Here is a 19,241-nt window from a genome sequence, read left to right on the forward strand (position 1 = left end):
CGATTGGGCGAAGCTCCGGCTTCGTTCGGCTACTTTTAAGCCTCCGGCTGACACATAGCAAGGCAATAATTAAGGAAATCACCCAGCAGCAAATAGAACTTTACGGACAGCTGAGATCATTTACCAAGTGCTTTCGAGATAGCCTGCTGCAGATCCGTTATCAGGTCGTTAGCATGTTCAATGCCGACTGATAATCGTAGCAGGTTATCCCGGATGCCTAAATGAGATCGTTGAGTGCCGGTCAATCCTTTGTGCGAGGTTGCGGCAGGTGAGCAGATCAGGCTTTCAACACCTCCCAGGCTTAATGCCGGCTGAATAACGGAAAGGCTTTTCAGGAAAACGATAATATCTTCGGGCGATGCGTCCAGTTCAAAAGACAGTACACCTCCAAATCCTTTCATTTGCTCTGACGCCAGGACATGCTCCGGGTGCGATGCCAGTCCCGGGTAATAAACCCGGTTAATTGCAGAATGTTGGGCAAGATAACCGGCAATCGCTAAGGCGTTTTTGTTCTGTTGTTGTATCCTGATAGCCAATGTTTTTAGGCTATGTTCAACCAGGTAGCACTGATAGGGAGCGAGAGAGCCGCCATACATTTTAGCCGTTGACAGTATCTGCTCCTTATGCTGCTGATGGTTTGAAACCAGCGCCCCGAACGGCAGATCATTATGTCCTCCCAGGTATTTAGTGCCGCTGTGCACCACCATATCAATTCCGTGCAAAATTGGCTGCTGGTTAATGGGCGATGCAAAAGTATTGTCCACAACGGTAATAATGCCGTGCTTTTTTGCCAACCCGGCAATTTGTTTCAGCGGCACGATATTGAGCAGCGGGTTGGCCGGAGTTTCGATATAGATCAGCCTGGTACGGTCTGTCAGCACCGACTGAAAGCTATCCAGCGTATTTTCGGCATAGCTGAACTTGATATTTCTTTTGACAAGCTCCTGCTCTGCGAATTTCCATGTACCGCCATACAGATCCCTTGAAAAAATAATATGATCATTATGCTGAACAAAGGAGAGTATGGCTGTACTGATAGCAGCCATACCCGAGCTAAAGACCATGCCCCATACACCGTTTTCCAGCTCAGCGATAATCCTGCCCAGGCGCTTTTGATTATAGTTGGAGTAAAATCCGGGATATTGAAGCTCATCAGAGTCCAGGTAATTGTATGCTACCGAAGGAAAAATTGGAGAGGTTACCGAATCTGCAAACTCTTTTTCTTTGCCCAACGGATGTACACACAATGTTTCAAAATTGGCCATATATCTCTTTTATTTAACGTATACTATCGGCTTTTAGAAAGCGCAATTCCCGTTGCTTTAAATGATCTTCCGGCTTATTTATTTGGCTGGGGCGTGTATCTCAGGTAAGGTTTAACTTCCCTGTAACCTTTAGGGAATTTTGAAGGGATATCGGTATTGCGTATGGCTGTAGAGATCACCACATCCTGTCCGTCTTCCCAGTCTACAGGAGTGCCTACGCTGTATTCGGCGGTTAATTGCAGCGAATCCAGCACCCGGAGTATCTCGGTAAAGTTTCTTCCGGTTGATGCCGGATAGGTAATGGTTGCCTTTATTTTTTTATCCGGGCCGATGAAATATACAGAACGTACAGTGGCCGAAGTAGATGCATTTTCATGGATCATCTGGTATGCCTTTGATATTGCCTTGTCGGGATCGGCAATAATAGGGAACTCAACGGTGGTGTTCTGGGTTTCGTTGATGTCTTTTACCCAGCCGTGATGTGATTCAATGTCATCAACACTAACGGCTAAAACTTTGGTATTTCTTTTGGCAAATTCATCTTTCAGCTGTGCTGTACGCCCCAGCTCTGTGGTACAAATAGGAGTATAGTCTGCCGGATGGGAATACAGGATCGCCCAGTTATCGCCCAGCCATTCGTAAAAGTTGATGTTACCCTCGGTGGTTTGTGCACTGAAATCAGGAGCAGTGTCTCCAATCTTTAGACTCATTTTTTTATATATTTAAGTTAAACAATGCGTTTGGAATGGGAATCTATCTTGATCTCTTCCCTTAAGAATTTAATAAAGTAATCAAAGTAAACAGGATATTTCCTGTCTCTTATCCTGGCAATATATTGCTGCCTGAAAAAGCCTTCCGGTGTTATTTTAACAGCTTTAATATCATCATTCAGGTAAGGTTGCAAGGCCCAGTTTGCCAATACAATAACGCCCATGTTGGCTTTTACAAGCTCAATAGACGCCTCCGTAAGCGGTAGTATGATCAGCTTTTTAGGGTTTATTCCCTTGGGGGTTAGCTGGGTTCTGAAAATAGACACCGTATCCAGCGGCAATGAGTGGATAATAAGCGCTGCATCCTGAAAATCTTCGGCGGTAACAAACTCCCGGCTTGCCCAGGGATGCTGGTTTGACACCACAGCCAACATCTCATCCGAGAAAAGCCGGATAAACTCTATCTGGTCAGCATGCTCGGGGTTACTGGTTATGGCAAGGTCTAATTCGCCCTCCAGTAACTTCTCTATAGGCTTGTGTGTGGCTTCAAAAACAATTTCTATATCAACATTCGGAAACTCGCTTTTAAATTTCTTTAAAACGGCCGGCAGCCAGTGATAGCTGGTATAACACTCGGTACTTATGCGAATAACACCGGTCTCGCCGTTCATCATTTTTTTGATCTCATCCTCGGCGGCATCTAATTCGCGAAGCACTTTATTTGCCGTGGCATAGAGCTTTTTTCCTACGGGCGTCAGGATCAGCTTTTTATTTCTGCGGAAAAACAGCGGCGTACCTACCTGCAATTCCGCCTCTTTCAGCTGATAGCTCAAAGCGCTTTGCGATAAATAAAGCACATCCATGGCCCTGGTAATGCTTCCTTCCTCTACAATTGCCTTTATTAACCGGAGATATCTGACTTCCATCGTATTCTTATTGACCAAAATTACGGAAGTACTTCATACTATGCGGGAATTTTAGATGAAAAGGTTTGATACTTACTATTTAATCCGTCGATTGAGTGTGCTGCTCCGTTTGTAGCTCATGCTTTCTTTCATCTTCCCACGCCTTTTGAATACGTTCATTTTCTGCATTTCCTTCAAAATCATGCGGAAGATTAGATTCCATGGTTTGTGAGAAAGGTACGGTTTGCGGTATAAAATCTTCGTAATGGCCGGGTTTGCTATAGTCATAAGGCCAGCGGTAAACTGTAGGGATCTCGCCGGGCCAGTTACCGTGAATATGTTCAACCGGTGTTGTCCACTCTAAAGTATTTGACTGCCAGGGGTTTCGGCTGCTCTTTTTGCCATAAAAAACAGACGCAAAGAAGTTCCACAGAAATAAAAGCTGCGAAAGTCCGCCGGCAATAGCAGCCCAGGTAATGAACCGGTTTACAGAAAGCCAAGGCTTCATAAACTCAAATTCGGTAAAGGCATAATACCTTCGCGGAACACCGTCAAGACCCATGAAGTGCATGGGGAAGAAAACCAGGTAGGCGCAAATAAAGGTAAGCCAGAAATGAAGATAACCCAGCTTCTCGTCCATGAGTCTGCCAAAAAATTTCGGGAACCAGTGATAAGTTCCGGCCAGCATACCAAAAATCGAGGCGCATCCCATAACCAGGTGAAAGTGGGCAACCACAAAATAAGTGTCATGCAGGTTAATATCCAGGGCGGCGTTGCCCAGGAAAATGCCGGTGAGACCGCCGGAGATGAGGAATGACACAAACCCGATGGCAAACAGCAGCGCAGGGGTGAAGCGGATATTCCCCCGCCAGAGGGTTGCCAGGTAATTAAATGTTTTTACTGCCGATGGCACGGCAATGATCAGGGTGGTTAGCATGAAAACGCTGCCCAGGAACGGGTTCATCCCGGATATGAACATGTGGTGGCCCCAAACCAGGAATGACAGCAGCACAATGGCTATTAAGGAATACACCATGGCGTGGTAGCCAAATATCGGTTTGCGGGAATTGGTTGATATGACCTCAGATACAATACCAAATGCCGGTAGTATGGCAATATACACTTCCGGGTGTCCCAGGAACCAGAACAGGTGCTCCCATAAAACCGGGCTTCCGCCCTGGTTGGGCAATACCTGCCCCTGCAGCACAATGTCGGACAGGTAAAAGCTTGTGCCGAAGCTGCGGTCAAAAATGAGCAATACAAGGCCTGCAACCAGCACAGGGAAAGACAAAACGCCCACAATGGCAGTCAGGAATAATCCCCAGGTGGTCAAAGGCATTTTCCACATATCCATTCCCTTGGTACGCAGGTTAAGCACGGTGCTTATATAATTGAGCGAGCCCATTAATGAGGAAGCCACAAATAATATAATGCTGATCAGCCACAGCGTCATTCCCGTACCGGAGCCCGGAATAGCTTTAGGCAGGGCCGATAATGGCGGATAAACGGTCCAGCCGGCGCTGGCCGGGCCGCTCTGTACAAAAAAGGAAGCGATCAAAACCAGGCACGATACCAGGAAGAACCAGTAAGATAACATGTTCACAAAAGGCGATGCCATATCCCTGGCACCGATCTGCAAGGGAATTAACAGGTTGCTGAATGTGCCGCTTAGCCCGGCCGTAAGCACAAAAAACACCATGATAGTACCGTGAATGGTAACCAATGCCAGGTAAAAATCAGGCTTAATGCGGCCCCCCTCTGCCCATTTGCCTAACAAAGTTTCCAGGAGCGGAAAAGATCTGTCTGGCCATGCCAGCTGAATACGGAAAAGAATGGATAAGGATAAACCTAAAAATGCCATTAAGATGGCGGTAATTAAAAATTGCTTGGCAATCATTTTATGATCCTGGCTAAAAACATATTTGGTCAGGAAATTTTGTTTGTGGTGATGGGATAGATGAGCAGTAGAACTGACCGGCTCGGCAGAAATAGAAGTTGCCATAATCATTTGTTTATAGAAATTACTGAATATTAACAGTCCGGGCGAAGAGTCCGGGGTGAAGCATTTATTGCCTGCGCAATAAACAATTGTTGACCCTGCCAAGTTAAAACCCGATACGGTAAAGCAGGACAGAATTTCTATGAAACTATTTTATGATATCTATCTAATTTATCAATAACGGCTGATCTTATAGCTGCTAATACCGGACGCTGAACCGGCATTACCGCCCGCGAAGTGAGCTTTTTACCATCCAAGATCATTCACGCAAAGGACGCCAGGACGCTTCGCTTTAGTGCAGAGAGCCCAAAGGATCTTTGCGAGCTTTGCGCTTATCTTTTTCTACTCCATGCCAAGCGACCGCCTGATACCCAGTTCAAGTCCACGCAGCTCGGCAAGCCCTTTCATCCGGCCAATGACTGAATAACCCGGGTAGGTGTTCCGTTTAAAATCGTCCAGCAGCTTATGCCCGTGATCCGGGCGCATGGGCATGGCAACATCACTTCTCCCCGCCTGCTCACGTTTTTGCTGTTCCCTGATAATAGCCTGCATTATGGCAAACATATCCGAACTGCCGTTCAGATGCTCAGCCTCGTGAAAGCTGCCGCCGGCTTCACGCTGTACATTACGCAGGTGAATGAAATGAATATGCTCACCCAGGCGCTCAACAATTCCGGGCAGATCATTGGCAGCATTAGCGCCTAATGAGCCGGTACAGAAAGTAATACCGTTACTGGCCAACGGGGCAAAACCAACAATATCTCTCAGATCTGCCTCGGTAGATACTACACGGGGAAGCCCGAGGATGGGGAATGGCGGGTCATCCGGGTGAATGCACATCTTTACGCCCATACGCTCCGCTTCGGGGATAATGGCCTGTAAAAAGTAAGCAAGATTTGTTTTAAGCACTTCCTGGTTTACGTGCATGTAGCTTTGCAGATGCTGCCTGAACTCCTCGATGGTAAACACCTCATCGGTGCCGGGCAATCCGGCCATAATGGTATTGGTCAGCGTAGTCACTTCATCTGCGGTCAACTTATCCAGGTAATGTTTGGCTTCAGCCTGCCTTTCCGGGGCATGTTCTTTAAAAGCGCCTTCACGCTCCAGGATATACAGATCGAATGCTGCTAATGCAATGGCATCGTAACGCAGTGCACTCGCCTGGTTAGGTAAGCGGAAATCCAGGTGCGTACGTGTCCAGTCGAGCACCGGCATGAAATTGTAACACACTATTTTTAACCCGCATTCCGATAGGTTTTTCAGGGAACGGATGTAAGCGGCAATATATTTATCCCGTTCAGGACTGCCTGTTTTTATACTTTCGTGGATATTGACACTCTCTACTACCGACCAGGTCAGACCGGCATCTTCAATGGTCTCTTTTCGCTGGTTAATTTCGGCGACAGACCATTCATCACCACAGGGAATATGATGTAAGGCGGTTACAATGCCGGTTGCCCCGGTTTGGCGGATATCGGCCAGGCTCACCTCATCCTGCGGGCCAAACCACCTGAAAGTTTGTTCTAAATACTTCATGTATATCTCGGTTTGTAGCTATATTTTATCAGGCCGCAAGATAATATGTTTAAAGCGATTCCGGCAGGATAAATGGTTCAGATGTACAGGACAATGGTAGCGTTTTGAGATAGAGGACGGATGTAAACCCGCACAACGGATCACGTCCACACTTATCTCCCAACTACCTGACCGGGAAAAAATCCCCCCTACCCTTGCAAAATTTATTTTTTATTATTTACTTTGAATTTCAAAGTTCTTTTAAATGAAAGAAAACGAAGTTTATGCAGAGCTCAGTTCCATCCGCAGCCTGATGGAACGGTCGGCTAAGTTTATCTCACTCAGCGGACTATCCGGCATTATGGCCGGAATATATGCTTTGGGTGGGGCCTGGGCAGGTTACCGGTTAGTATATGACAATTCTGGCAGTCTGCAATACAGAAGCCAGTATGTTAACAACCCGAACGTACTATGGCAATTATTCTTTATTGCGGTAGTAGTGCTGCTACTCTCAATCGTCACCTGCATCTGGCTTACTGTCCGGCAGGCACGTAAAAAAGGTGAAAACGTGTGGAACCCGGTCAGCAAACGTTTGCTGACAAACCTGTGCATACCGTTGGTTACCGGCGGCTTGTTTATCTTCATAGCCATTCTCCATCAAAACTACGGCATCATTTCTTCGGCCTGCCTGATCTTCTACGGCCTGGCGCTCATTTCGGGCAGCCATTATACTTTTTCGGATATTAAATGGCTCGGCTTGTGCGAAGTTGCTTTGGGTTTGCTGGCTGCCCTCCTGCCCGGCTATGGCATTGTATTCTGGGTAGCCGGCTTTGGCATTCTGCACATCGTATATGGTTTGGTGATGCATTTTAAATACAAGCAGTGAACATATCGTTAGAACAATTTGATAAAGCCTTTGAAAATCGACTACGCCTGCAGATTATGAGCGTACTGGTTGCTAATGAGCGTTATGATTTTAATTCGCTCAAAGAGTTATTGCAAGTAACCGACGGCAACCTGGCCTCCCATTTAAAAGCATTGGAGAAAGAAGAATACATTACCATACATAAAAGCTTTGTAGGCCGTAAACCCAACACGCAATATGCAGCTTCGGCGAAAGGTCGCGATGCCTTCAGGAAACACCTGGAAGCGCTTGAAAATTTAATTAAACAACAAAAACAGTAATATTTTTTTAACCTTATACTTTGAATTTCAAAGTACTTTTTAAAAATAAAAAATCATGAAAACACAAAATCAAACATTCACCGATTGGTTCAATCAATCCTTACTTCTTAAAGCAGGCCTTATCGGGATGCTAACCTTGCTCCTGCTCATTCCCTCTAACTGGATACAAAGCCTGATCCTGGAGCGACAGAGCCGGCAAGATGAGGTTGTTAAAGAAATTTCAGACAAATGGTCTGGCACCCAGTTACTCCAGGGGCCTGTTATGGTGCTTCCCTACAAAACAACCATTAGCTGGAAAGATGCTACAGGCAAGCTGAATGTCAGGGAAGCAGTTACATCCATTTATCTCCTACCCGAAACCCTGAATATTACAAGCAAAACCAGTCCGGAAATTCTGCATCGCGGAATATTTGATGCTGTAGTGTATAATACCAAGCTCAGCGCAACAGGAAAATTCAGTGCGCTTGAATTGAAAAAATCGGGTATTAACCCCGGTATGATCCAATGGGATAAAGCCCGGATAGCTATTGGCCTGAGTGATTTAAAGGGACTTAAAAATAATCCGAGTATAAAAATCGGGACTATTGTAAGCCAGGTTGAGCCGGATTTCACACTGCCCTTATTCCGCAATAGTCTTACCATCCAGCCGGATTTAAGTGCTGCAAAAAACACCACATTGGATTTTAACTTCGACCTGGATTTTCGTGGCAGCAGTGAATTAAATTTTCTGCACACCGGTAAAAACACAACAGTAACGATGGAAGGCTCGTGGAATAATCCAAGCTTTACCGGGCGTTACCTGCCGGAAGACCGCAACATTTCGACCACCGGATTCACAGCGACTTGGAAGCTGTCGTACTTCAACCGTCCCTTTCCGCAACAATGGATAGAAAAAGAGGTAGCAGATACCACAAACATCTTTAATAAAGAAACCCGTAACGCTTCTTTCGGCGTGAAGTTCCTGTTACCGGTTGACCAGTATCAGAAAACCATGCGCTCTGCAAAATATGCCATACTGATTATCCTGCTAACGTTTGTGTCGTTATTCTTTACTGAATTTATCAACAAGAGGAAGGTACATTTACTACAATATGTGCTGGTTGGAGCCGCTATGATTATTTATTATACGCTACTGCTTGCCTTCAGTGAACAGGTTGGTTTTAACAAGGCTTACCTGATTGCTTCAACCGCTACCGCAGCGCTAATCACCGCATTTATCTTCATGTTGCTAAAAAGCTGGAAACCGGCACTGGTATTTGGCAGCATCCTTACCATTTTTTATGGCTTTATATTCGTCATTATCCAATTACAGGATTTAGCCCTGCTTGTAGGAAGTATAGGATTATTTATCGTTGTAGCCATACTGATGTATTTATCGGCCAAGATGGACTGGAATAGAAAAGAAATAACAGAACTCATTAATTAATTTTTTAAAGGTTGTCCTAAAATTCCTATTTAGAACTTACATTGATATTGAAGTATCTATATGTCTTTGGGACAACCTTACCCTTATATCATGATGCTCCGTCTCCACAAAACCTATCTCGCTCTAACCATAGTATTATTTATTACCGAAGTATTTATCGCTCTGTTTGTTCACGATAGCATCATCCGGCCGTATGGCGGCGATTTCCTCGTGGTTATCCTGCTCTATTGCCTGGTTAAAAGCTGTATGAATGTTTCTGTCCGGCATGCAGCCCTTGGCGTACTGCTTTTTGCATACCTGGTTGAAGCCTTACAATATGTGCACGTTATCCGGATATTAGGTTTGGAACAATATCTATTGGCCCGTATTATAATAGGCACCAGTTTTGCATGGACAGATATAGCAGCCTATACGCTGGGAATTTTATTCGTTATTACGGTAGAACGCTTTATATAAAACACTCTGAAATAGAGGCTGGCCAGTGCGTGCAGGCTTTTGAATTTTTAATTTTGAATTAATAACCATGGAATATTTTGTAAGCAGCCATTCAATTGTTAGAAAAATATGGGGCCGGGCCGATACCGTGCTGCTCATCTTTGCCGGGGCATCGGCAGAATTTGCTTTAAACAAAGCGGTAGACTGGCTTTATTTTACCGGCAAACTACCCGCCGATCCGATCGGTCGATTGTTTTCTACCGTAACGTATGCCCGGAAGATCATCTTCCGCGAAAAACAAGCCGCCTTACAGGCTATTGACCAGATAAGCACCATCCATAAAGGTGTAGAACAAAGTCGCGGCGCTAACATACCCGATTGGGCTTACCGCGATGTACTGTTTATGCTTATCGATTACACCATCCGCTCGTTCGAATTGCTGCACCGTAAACTTACCGGTAATGAAAAAGCCGAAATATTCGATGTATTTTACCGGTTTGGCGAGCGCATGCACATCCCAGGTCTACCGGAAAACTTCTCGCAATGGGAAACAATGCGTCAGGAGCATTTGAGCGCTAATTTGTCTGCAAGTAAATTCACTGTCGATCTGTACAGGCAATATAAAAAGAACCTGGGTACGCTGCGGTTTTATCTGTTAAAGCAAGTGCAAATACTACTTGTACCGCGACGGGTTAACCGGCTTCTGGCGCTCGGCTCATGGTCATTGCTCGCTCCGGCCATACCGCTATACAAATTAGCCCGCCGGCTACAACTGGATAAATTCGTGCAAGACATCCTTTTTCCCCACCAGTACAAACAACAGATCCGGGAGCTGGATAACCCGCAAATTTGATGCTTATTCCCCAAATGCTTTTACCTTAGCCGCCATCCCGGTAACCAGCAACCCGAAACAACCGATAATACCATACGAATACCGCAGGTTAAACAACGCCGAAACATATCCGATCAAAGGAGGCCCCATCAGGAACCCCAGGTAGCTCACACTCGAAACCATAGCCAGCGCCATCCCGGCCGAAACCTTTTTGTTCCTCCCGGCCGAGCTGTAAACCGTAGGCACAATGCTCGAAACGCCCAGCCCCACCAGCATAAACCCAATAGTTGCCGAAATGATGTATGGAAAAAGCACTGCCGTAAACATACCCGTAAAGATCACCAGTCCGCTGAATTGCATGGTACGTTTACGGCCCAGTTTCTGGATAAGCGAATCGCCTGCGAAACGCCCCGTAGCCATCATGACCATGAACGAGGCATAACCCAGCACAACCAACGACGAAGGCGCCTGTACGATCTCTTTAAAATAAACCCCACTCCAGTCAAACATTGCCCCTTCCGATGCCATGCTGCAAAAACCGATAATACCCAGCTGCAACAGCGCCCCTTCCGGTTTCACAAACAACTTTGAACGACCAACCGTATGCTCACCCTTGCCCGGAACCAGGTACCGGTAATTCAGCAGCACATTTACCCAAACCAACGCCACAATGCATAAAAAGTGAAAGAACGGCAAAACATGCAGGTTCATCATCAGCAATCCGATCAAAGCGCCCGAAAAGCCCGCAATGCTCCACGCACCATGAAACGACGTCATGATTGGCCGGCTATACAACTTTTCGGCCTCCACTCCCTGCGTATTCACCGCAATGTTGCACATATTGCCCACAACACCAAACACAAATAAAAGCAAAGCCAGGTTCCACGCAGCCGTTGCCAACCCAAGGCTGCTCAACGCTACAACGTACAGCGGCGCTACCACCGTTAACACAGCACGGCTCCCGAAACGCGTAACCAACCGGCCCGAAAGCGGCATGGTGCACAGTTGTCCCAGGGGTAAAGCCAGCAAAATGCTGCCCAGCATTGCATCAGAGAGATGCAAATGCGATTTAATATCGGGTATGCGGCTTGCCCACGAAGCAAAGCTAATTCCCTGACCAAAATAAAATAAAGAAACCGCTAACCGGATGCGGGCAAGATTAACCCCGGTAACCGGCGCTTGTGTTACAGATACTTCCAACGCTTATTTAACTAATACAGCGCAAAATTCCGCAAATAAATTCACCCGGATATGCTCAAAAATGCTTTTTTACCCGCGTATGTTATTTGATATTTTTTTGAAAAGCAAGTTCCGGCAACTATCGGTCGCGGTAGCCCGGCTTTAATACGCCTGCAAGCCTGCCCCGGTACCTCGCGGGGCCTAACCGCACAGGACCGGTATCCGCTCAATCCGGTTTAGTTAACCCGGGGCAATGCAAAAATTTAACAAATCTGCGTGAAGGTGTCTAAAAAGTCAATTATGGTCATCCTGAGCTTGTCGAAGGATTGGTTCATCATGGCTGCAGACGCGTCCCCCGAGTCTTCGGGGTCAGCGTGACTGTAAATTGATGGCTTTGTTGACTTTAGACACCTTCATCGTTATCCGGCGTTTACAACGCCTCAGATCTGGCAAGAAATTTCCCGGAGGTTTGAAGTAACAACGCACAAACAGCTTAGGATGGTCGGGGCTTACAAAAAAAGCCTGCAAGACATCCGTTTTGCAGGCTTTTAAAACGAGGAAAAAAAGTTTATGAAAAATGGCTGATAATTAAATTCGCCAGCTCCACACCGATACGTTCCTGGGCTTCGTTAGTGGCCGCACCGATATGCGGAGTTAATGAAATTTTAGGATGCGTTAATATTTCCTTCCGTGGTGTAGGTTCATTATCGAATACATCCAGTCCGGCAAAAGCCACTTTACCAGAATCCAGCGCCTCAATTAATGCCAGTTCATCAATAACACCGCCACGGGCACAGTTTACAAGGGCTACGCCCTTTTTCATTTTGGCAAACTCTTCCTTACCAATGGCCGGCTTATCTAAAAACGGTACGTGCAGACTGATGAAATCAGACTGGGCCAGCAATTCATCTAATGATGCTTTGGTTACCGGAACTTTCACCTTAACGCCATGCGCCAGGTTTAATTCAAGCTCAGTCGGAATGTCAAACAGATCGTATGCTAACACTTCCATACCTAAGCCTAAGGCAATTTTAGCCGTTTCGCGACCGATACGGCCAAAGCCGATAATACCTATCTTCTTACCGCTCAGCTCAACACCTTTGGCATACGCCTTCTTCAACTCGTTGAATTTAGTGTCGCCTTCTACCGGCATTTTCCGGTTAGAATCGTACAGGAAACGGATACCGTTAAACAAATGCGCAAACACCAGCTCACCAACAGACAAGGATGACGCTGCCGGCGTATTCACCACGGCAATGCCCTTGCTCTTGGCATAATCTACATCGATGTTATCCAAACCTACGCCACCACGGCCAATCAGTTTCAAATTGGGAACAGCGTCAATAAGCTCTTTGCGCACTTTGGTAGCGCTGCGTACGGTTATAGCATCATATTCGTTCAAACGGTCTTTCAGTTGATCCTGGGGAATATTGGTGGTATCTACCTGGAAACCCGCTTTTTCAAGCATCTCTTTTCCTACCGGATCAATACCATCGTTAGCTAATATTTTAATCATGATTATTAAAAATTCAAAAGTAAAAATTCAAAAGTAAAAACCGGTCGCTGCTATAATTAACAACGACAGTCACAAAAACTTTATAGCTGCTTGTTATCCGTGCTTTTCGGCAAATTCCTGCATCACATCAATCAGTGCGTGCACACTGGTTATTGATAAAGCATTATACAACGAGGCCCGGAAACCACCTACGCTGCGGTGACCTTTAATACCTATAATATCACGCTCGGTAGCAAATGCCAGGAATGGTTTTTCCAGCTCAGGATTCTCCATTACGAAGCAAACATTCATACGGGAGCGGTCTTCCACCTTACAGGTTCCTTTAAATAACGGATTGCGGTCGATCTCAGCATATAAGGCTTTCGCTTTCGCGATATTTTCCTTCTCAATTTCAGCTACACCGCCTTTGGCCTTTAACCAGCGCAGGTTAAGCATTGAAACATAAATAGAAAATACCGGAGGCGTGTTATACATTGAACCGCCATCAGTTTGTACCTTATAATCGAGCATTGACGGAAGCTTGCGGTCAACTTTACCCAGCAGTTCGTCTTTAATAATAACCAGGGTAGCTCCTGCGGGACCGATATTTTTTTGTGCCCCGGCATAGATCAGCCCGAAATCGGCCACATTGATCTGGCGGCTGAAGATATCGGATGACATATCGCTTACCAATGGCACAGAAGTTTTAGGAAAATCAAAAATTTCTGTCCCGAAGATGGTATTGTTGGAAGTAACATGCAGGTAAGCCGAGTCTTCCGGAACAGTAAAATCTTTCGGGATAAACGTATAATTCGACTCTTTTGATGAGGCAACTACATTTACATTACCAAAAAGCTTTGCTTCTTTTATTGCCTTGCTGGCCCACGAACCGGTATCAAGATATGCTGCTGTTTTATCTGATGCAAGCAGGTTCATGGGAACCATAGAAAACTGGAGACTGGCCCCGCCTTGTAAAAAGATCACCGAATAACCTTCGGGAACATTTAATAATTCTTTTACTAAACGTACAGACTCATCAACTACAGCCTGAAACTCAGGGGTACGGTGCGAAATTTCCAGTATTGATAAACCTGTATCATTAAAATTAAGTACAGCTTGAGAGGCCTGCTTAAAAACCTCCTGGGGTAAGATACACGGCCCTGCGCCGAAATTGTGCTTCATAATTAAATCTAATTGGTGATTCAAAATTAACAGAATTCTATCAATTCAATCATTTATTTTTAATTTTTGCAATAATTTTAAAATTTAGCTGACGAGATGTCAAATAATTGGGTATTGCGTACCGATTATTTGCGACATCCTTAATCCACAGGTATGAAATGGTATTATCAATGTTGAGCAAGTTAAACACTTCTGCATAAAAAACCAACGAATGGAAGTTGTCAAACAGGAAACCGGAGGTCGGTTTATGCTTACGTTCCATAATATCTTTTGAGAAACCGATATCCACCCGTTTGTATGCCGGGATTTTAAATGCGTCGCGATAAGCAGGCGAATTATACGGCCCAACCGGTAAGGCAGAACCGTACAACAGGTTAAGATGCACCTTATAGGTTGGACTGTTAAACAACCTGTCCTGGAAGAATATGGAAAAATTAACACGCTGATCTGTAGGCCGTTTCACATAACCTGCCCCCCCATCAAAAGCAGAATCATCAACCTTCTCGCCCGTTTTCATAAACGATAACCTGAACGATGATTCCAGTCCTTCAACAAACTCTCCGCTCAGGCTGAAATCGGCTCCGGCGGCATATCCTTTAGCGGTTTGGTCGGCGTAATAACGTATACGCAGATTATCGATCTGATAAGGCGTTAACCTGCTAAGATACTTATAGTATAGCTCTGAGGTTAGTTTCAGACGGGTTCCAAGGGCTTCAAAAAAATAATCGTTGGCGGCAAGCACATGCCATGAGCGCTGCGATTGGGCATTTTTATTCAGCGTACCGTCAAAGTTTCGCAGCTCCCGGTAAAACGGCGGCTGGTCATAAGCGCCGAGCGCAAAACGCCAGGTTACCCGGCCGTCTTCATACGGACGGTAGCTTAATCCCAAACGGGGACTTACCAAGAATTCCTCTGTAAACGAATTATAATTGGTACGCAGCCCTCCTACCAGCATGGTTTTATCGCTGATACGATAGGTATTTTGCAGGTAGGTCATCACCCGCGAGGTAGATACCCGGTTATCGGCATCCACCACATTATTCAATAACAGCGGTCCATCGTTATTGGGCAGCGAGTAACCCGCCGAATCCAGGTAGGAAAACTCATGCAGGTGGTCGGAGATACGGTCATACTGAAATTTCAGGCCGCCCTCCCAAAATGAACGGTCTTTATGATAGTAGCCTTTTATTTCCGAGCTGTAAATACGGGAGGTCAGCTCGTTCCGGTTATGGTCAAGATAGGTTCCTATCCCCCGGTTATTGTGTACCGGCGATTGGCTTCCCGGAACATCGGGTTCAACCTCATCAAAAATATATGAGCCTTCTATATCGGCATTTTCCTGCTCTGTGATATTAAAAGCAGCATTTATCCATTTGAAGCTTAATGCATCGCTTGGCTTATAGCTTAAAGAAGATGAAGCCATCCAGGTTTCGTAACGATCGGCTTCCTGACCGAGGTAATCCACATGCAGCCGGTACACTTCAGATTGTGTGCCGAACTCAGTTTCACGGCTTTGCGGTATCAGGTTAAAGCGGCTTAAATTATAATCGCCCATCAGGCTGAGCTTCCATTTCGGGTTAAAATCGGTGCCCAGCACCAGTTGCGCATCGTAAAAATCGGGACGGTAACTCCCTACAACCGGCTGGTTGTTCAGTATATTCTGATTGGTCTTCTTGCGCAAACCTATCATCATATAGCTTTTATCGTTCTTTGACAGTCCTTTGTACGTGGCCGACAGACCCAGCAACCCGGCGGTAAGTATGGTTATTTCACTATCCGGACGGGCGTACTGCACATCCAGCACCGACGACATTTTATCGCCATAACGTGCTTCAAAACCTCCGGCAGAAAAATTTACCGCTCCTGCCAGTTCGGGATTAATGAAACTTAATCCTTCCTGCTGACCGCTTCGCACCAAAAAGGGACGGTATATTTCCACATCGTTCACATACACCAGGTTTTCATCAAAATTGCCGCCGCGAACAGAGTATTGCGAGCTTAATTCGTTATTGGTTGAAACTCCCGGAAGGGTTTTTAATATGGATTCAAAATTACCGGACACGGAAGGAAGATTTTGCAATAACGAGGCGTTAACGGGCGAGGTATTTAAACCCTTTGCACGGCCCGATTTCACGGTTACCGTATTAAGATTCTGCACAGCAGGCTCCAGCACAACATCCACTACAGCCGGTTTTTGTGCCGGCACCAGAACCGTTTTGGTATGATATCCCGTAAGGGAAAAAACCATTTCGGTAGTTTTATGACCTACAATGATCTGGTATTCACCACTTTTACTGCTCACAGATGATTTTTGCGGATTACTGATGCGTACCGTTACGCCCTGTAAAGGCTCACCCTGCGGGTTGGTGATACGCCCTGTAATTCTCATGCTGATCTGCGCCTGCGATACCGTAGCGACAAACAGCATCAGTATACTTAAAAGCCTTACCATCCCCGATTAAGCGTGTTGAATTTGAGGTGACACGTTTTTTAAACCGGCTATCACTTCGGTGGGATCTGCTGCCGCGAAAACAGCGTTGCCGGCTACCAGTACATCGGCACCGGCCTGAACCAAGGCTGCCGCATTTGCCGGCCCTACACCGCCATCAACTTCAATCAGCAGACTGTCGTTACGTCCGGCAGCCAGGTTGCGGAGCGCCCGGATCTTATCGTACGTACGCTCTATGAATTTTTGTCCGCCAAAGCCGGGGTTTACCGACATGATGAGCACCAGATCCAGATCCTGGATAATATCCTGCAAAAGGGCAACCGGCGTATGCGGGTTTAACGAAACTCCGGCCTTACAGCCCAGATCCTTGATAGCCTGAACCGTACGGTGCAGGTGCGTACAGGCTTCATAATGCACGGTTATAACCGAAGCGCCGACTTTCTGGCATTGCGCCAGGTACCTGTCGGGATCAACGATCATTAAATGTACATCCAATGGCTTGGCAGCATGCTTTCTGATGGCTTCTATTACCGGGAACCCGAACGAAATATTGGGCACAAAAACGCCGTCCATCACATCAATATGGAACCAGTCGGCCTGGCTTTGGTTAACCATTTCAATATCCCGTTGCAGGTTGGCAAAATCGGCGGCTAAAACCGAGGGAGCGATAAGGTGCTTCATGGGTTCAAATATATTGTTTTTGCCGGGGATAGAAAAACGGGCCGAGTGTTCAGCAAAAACCCGTTACTGCTCATCAAACGAACCTTTACGATCTAAAAGAATTTACGCCAGGAACGCTAAAATGCTTCGGCTATTCTTTTATTGTACAAATCTCAATACCCCAAACCCGCCCAATAAAAAAGCGCCCGGAAAGCCTGTGCTACATCGCCGGATGATTCATCCTGATGTATTTGGCTTTCCGGGCGCCCGCTGTTTAGCTATCTCAATCTACAGGCGTAATTTTCCTGACTTTATTATTCGACAAATCTGCCACATAAATGCTTCCATCCGCAGCAATGGCCAGATCAGTTGGCTGGTTAAGCTGTGCCACATTACCGGCACCGGAAGTGCTTCCGGCTGTGCCGGTTCCGGCAACGGTTATTACAATGCCTGATGTTAACACGCACCTGATCTTATGATTATTCAAATCGGCAACATACACATTTCCATGAGCATCTACAGCTACACCGTACGGGTTATTGAAGCGGGCGGTTGCAGCCGAGCCATCGTTAGAGCCTGCTGTACCGGCCCCTGCTAACGTGCTTACCATACCATCCGGAGTTATTTTACGAATGCGATGATTGGCACGATCGGCAACGTATACATTCCCCTGTGCATCTGCCGCCACCCCCGAAGGTTGCTTGAACTGGGCTTCGTACCACACGCCGTCAGCAAATCCGGAACCATTACCGGCAAACGTACTTACCACACGGTCTGGTGCTACCCGGCGTATCAGGTGATTGGCATTTTCTCCAACCAGAATATTGCCTGTAATTTTATCAAAAGCAATAGCCAGCGGATTGTTTAACTGGGCAATATCGCCAGCGCCATTAACCAAACCTGCTATGCCACTGCCTGCGTATGTAGTTACTACTCCGGCCGGGGTAATTTTACGAACCCGCTGGTTATTCTGGTCTGCAACATACACATTTCCCTGTGTATCAGTTGTTAAATCCCAGGGGCCATTAAAGGATGCGGCCAAACCGGTACCATCAGCAAAGGCGGCTGTACCGCTTCCTGCCAAGGTGGTTACTTTACCATCGGGAGCAATTTTACGGATGCGGTTATTGCCTCTGTCGGCAACGTACAGGTTACCTTGTGGATCAAACTCTATTCCTTCGGGACTTTTAAACTTCGCAGTGGTCAGCGTGCCATCGGCATATCCGGATGTAGTTCCGGCGAAATCACTTACCACATACTGGGGCACAGCAACAGCGTCCTGCTGGTTACGCATCCATAATTGTACCCCGGAGGTATTCATCAGGGCAATGCCCGTGAATATAGCGTATTCGGGAATCTTCTCATTTGCAAAAACGGCACTTGGTTCGGTATGTAAGGTAACCAGGTAAGCGCCATCGTTCATTTGCTTATCTCCGCTGTACGTTTCGTTGGGCGCAGGCACGGGATCAATATTCACGTTAACAGCCTGCACTAACGTACTTTCGTAATCAGAAAAGGCTGAAATAAGTGTAGTAAATGCTACCTGACGGCTGGATATCACATTATTTGACGACACGACGGTAATATCGCCGGCTGTTACACCTGTAAGCTGCATGGCGCCATTAACGCGAACCAGGCGTTTGCCTACTACGCTAATTATGACTGAATCGCCCAGGGCAACCGGCACGGTAGCCGTTCCTAATGGAATAGTTATACCGCGGGTAGCTCCCCTGGCAGTGTTTTGCACAACAATATTGCCCGACGGTATATTGCCTGATGCAGCATCAGAAATTACGATACCGGAAATGCGATACGCACCATTCATGGCATCCTGGCTTAAGGTAATATCACTGTCTTTATACAGGTTTCTGAGTGTTTCCAGGGAAATGGTGGGTCCCGGCGTACCCTTGGCAAACTCCGGATTATCTTTACAGGACGTCCAGGTAATAACCACCAGGACGGGTAAGATCATGTTCAATATTTTTTTCATTGCTGTTTACATTA

16 protein-coding genes are annotated in these 19,241 nt (G+C 46.3%); 5 read left to right on the forward strand and 11 right to left on the reverse strand.

All coding sequences use genetic code 11. The annotated features are described in order from the left end of the window. Window positions 1-116 precede the first annotated feature (116 nt). From FW774_RS07280 to uxuA, 5 genes are all read right to left on the reverse strand, one after another. Window positions 117-1,265, reverse strand: a complete 1,149-nt coding sequence (locus FW774_RS07280; protein WP_149347512.1) for a trans-sulfuration enzyme family protein — start codon at window positions 1,263-1,265, stop codon at window positions 117-119. A gap of 74 nt (window positions 1,266-1,339) precedes the next feature. Then, window positions 1,340-1,975 carry a peroxiredoxin gene (locus FW774_RS07285; RefSeq protein ID WP_149347513.1) on the reverse strand — a complete coding sequence of 212 codons (636 nt, stop codon included), beginning with the start codon at window positions 1,973-1,975 and terminating at the stop codon, window positions 1,340-1,342. Window positions 1,976-1,992: 17 nt separating this feature from the next. Further along, entirely contained in the window at window positions 1,993-2,901 is a 909-nt protein-coding gene (locus tag FW774_RS07290) for a LysR family transcriptional regulator (protein WP_149347514.1), read from the reverse strand. A gap of 79 nt (window positions 2,902-2,980) precedes the next feature. Next, window positions 2,981-4,882 carry a cbb3-type cytochrome c oxidase subunit I gene (locus FW774_RS07295; protein WP_187774846.1) on the reverse strand — a complete coding sequence of 634 codons (1,902 nt, stop codon included), beginning with the start codon at window positions 4,880-4,882 and terminating at the stop codon, window positions 2,981-2,983. Window positions 4,883-5,221: 339 nt separating this feature from the next. Beyond that, window positions 5,222-6,415 carry a mannonate dehydratase gene (gene uxuA, locus FW774_RS07300; RefSeq protein WP_149347515.1) on the reverse strand — a complete coding sequence of 398 codons (1,194 nt, stop codon included), beginning with the start codon at window positions 6,413-6,415 and terminating at the stop codon, window positions 5,222-5,224. A gap of 244 nt (window positions 6,416-6,659) precedes the next feature. On the opposite strand from uxuA, the gene FW774_RS07305 reads away from it, so the two are divergent. From FW774_RS07305 to FW774_RS07325, 5 genes are all read left to right on the forward strand, one after another. Next, window positions 6,660-7,280, forward strand: coding sequence for a hypothetical protein (locus tag FW774_RS07305; protein ID WP_149347516.1), 621 nt, complete (start codon window positions 6,660-6,662; stop codon window positions 7,278-7,280). Continuing rightward, window positions 7,277-7,579 carry a winged helix-turn-helix domain-containing protein gene (locus FW774_RS07310; protein WP_149347517.1) on the forward strand — a complete coding sequence of 101 codons (303 nt, stop codon included), beginning with the start codon at window positions 7,277-7,279 and terminating at the stop codon, window positions 7,577-7,579. Before FW774_RS07305 ends, FW774_RS07310 begins: the two co-directional genes overlap by 4 nt. Before the next feature lie 55 nt (window positions 7,580-7,634). Further along, window positions 7,635-9,005, forward strand: coding sequence for a cell envelope integrity protein CreD (creD, locus tag FW774_RS07315; RefSeq protein ID WP_149347518.1), 1,371 nt, complete (start codon window positions 7,635-7,637; stop codon window positions 9,003-9,005). Between the two features lie 90 nt (window positions 9,006-9,095). Next, the gene (locus FW774_RS07320) at window positions 9,096-9,461 is read left to right on the forward strand and encodes a DUF2809 domain-containing protein (protein ID WP_242457757.1); all 366 of its coding nucleotides are present in this window, start codon (window positions 9,096-9,098) and stop codon (window positions 9,459-9,461) included. 67 nt (window positions 9,462-9,528) lie between these two features. Next, window positions 9,529-10,293, forward strand: coding sequence for an oxygenase MpaB family protein (locus tag FW774_RS07325; RefSeq protein ID WP_149347519.1), 765 nt, complete (start codon window positions 9,529-9,531; stop codon window positions 10,291-10,293). Window positions 10,294-10,296: 3 nt separating this feature from the next. Here FW774_RS07325 and FW774_RS07330 read toward each other — a convergent pair whose 3' ends face one another. The 6 genes from FW774_RS07330 to FW774_RS07355 form a co-directional block, all read right to left on the reverse strand. Further along, complete coding sequence (locus tag FW774_RS07330) at window positions 10,297-11,472, reverse strand: MFS transporter (protein WP_149347520.1); 1,176 nt, start codon at window positions 11,470-11,472, stop codon at window positions 10,297-10,299. 547 nt (window positions 11,473-12,019) lie between these two features. Further along, window positions 12,020-12,967: a D-2-hydroxyacid dehydrogenase gene (locus FW774_RS07335; protein ID WP_187774847.1), complete on the reverse strand. Its 948-nt coding sequence runs from the start codon at window positions 12,965-12,967 to the stop codon at window positions 12,020-12,022. Window positions 12,968-13,060: 93 nt separating this feature from the next. Further along, on the reverse strand, window positions 13,061-14,128 hold the full coding sequence (gene serC / locus FW774_RS07340) for a 3-phosphoserine/phosphohydroxythreonine transaminase (protein ID WP_149347521.1): 1,068 nt from the start codon (window positions 14,126-14,128) through the stop codon (window positions 13,061-13,063). A 49-nt stretch (window positions 14,129-14,177) separates the two neighbouring features. After that, window positions 14,178-16,580, reverse strand: coding sequence for a TonB-dependent receptor (locus FW774_RS07345; protein ID WP_149347522.1), 2,403 nt, complete (start codon window positions 16,578-16,580; stop codon window positions 14,178-14,180). Between the two features lie 6 nt (window positions 16,581-16,586). After that, window positions 16,587-17,258, reverse strand: a complete 672-nt coding sequence (gene rpe, locus FW774_RS07350; protein ID WP_149347523.1) for a ribulose-phosphate 3-epimerase — start codon at window positions 17,256-17,258, stop codon at window positions 16,587-16,589. Window positions 17,259-17,520: 262 nt separating this feature from the next. Further along, window positions 17,521-19,227 carry a DUF5689 domain-containing protein gene (locus tag FW774_RS07355; RefSeq protein ID WP_149347524.1) on the reverse strand — a complete coding sequence of 569 codons (1,707 nt, stop codon included), beginning with the start codon at window positions 19,225-19,227 and terminating at the stop codon, window positions 17,521-17,523. Between the last annotated feature and the right edge of the window lie 14 nt (window positions 19,228-19,241).

Source organism: Pedobacter sp. BS3 (assembly GCF_008274585.1).
Taxonomy (GTDB): Bacteria; Bacteroidota; Bacteroidia; order Sphingobacteriales; family Sphingobacteriaceae; genus Hufsiella_A.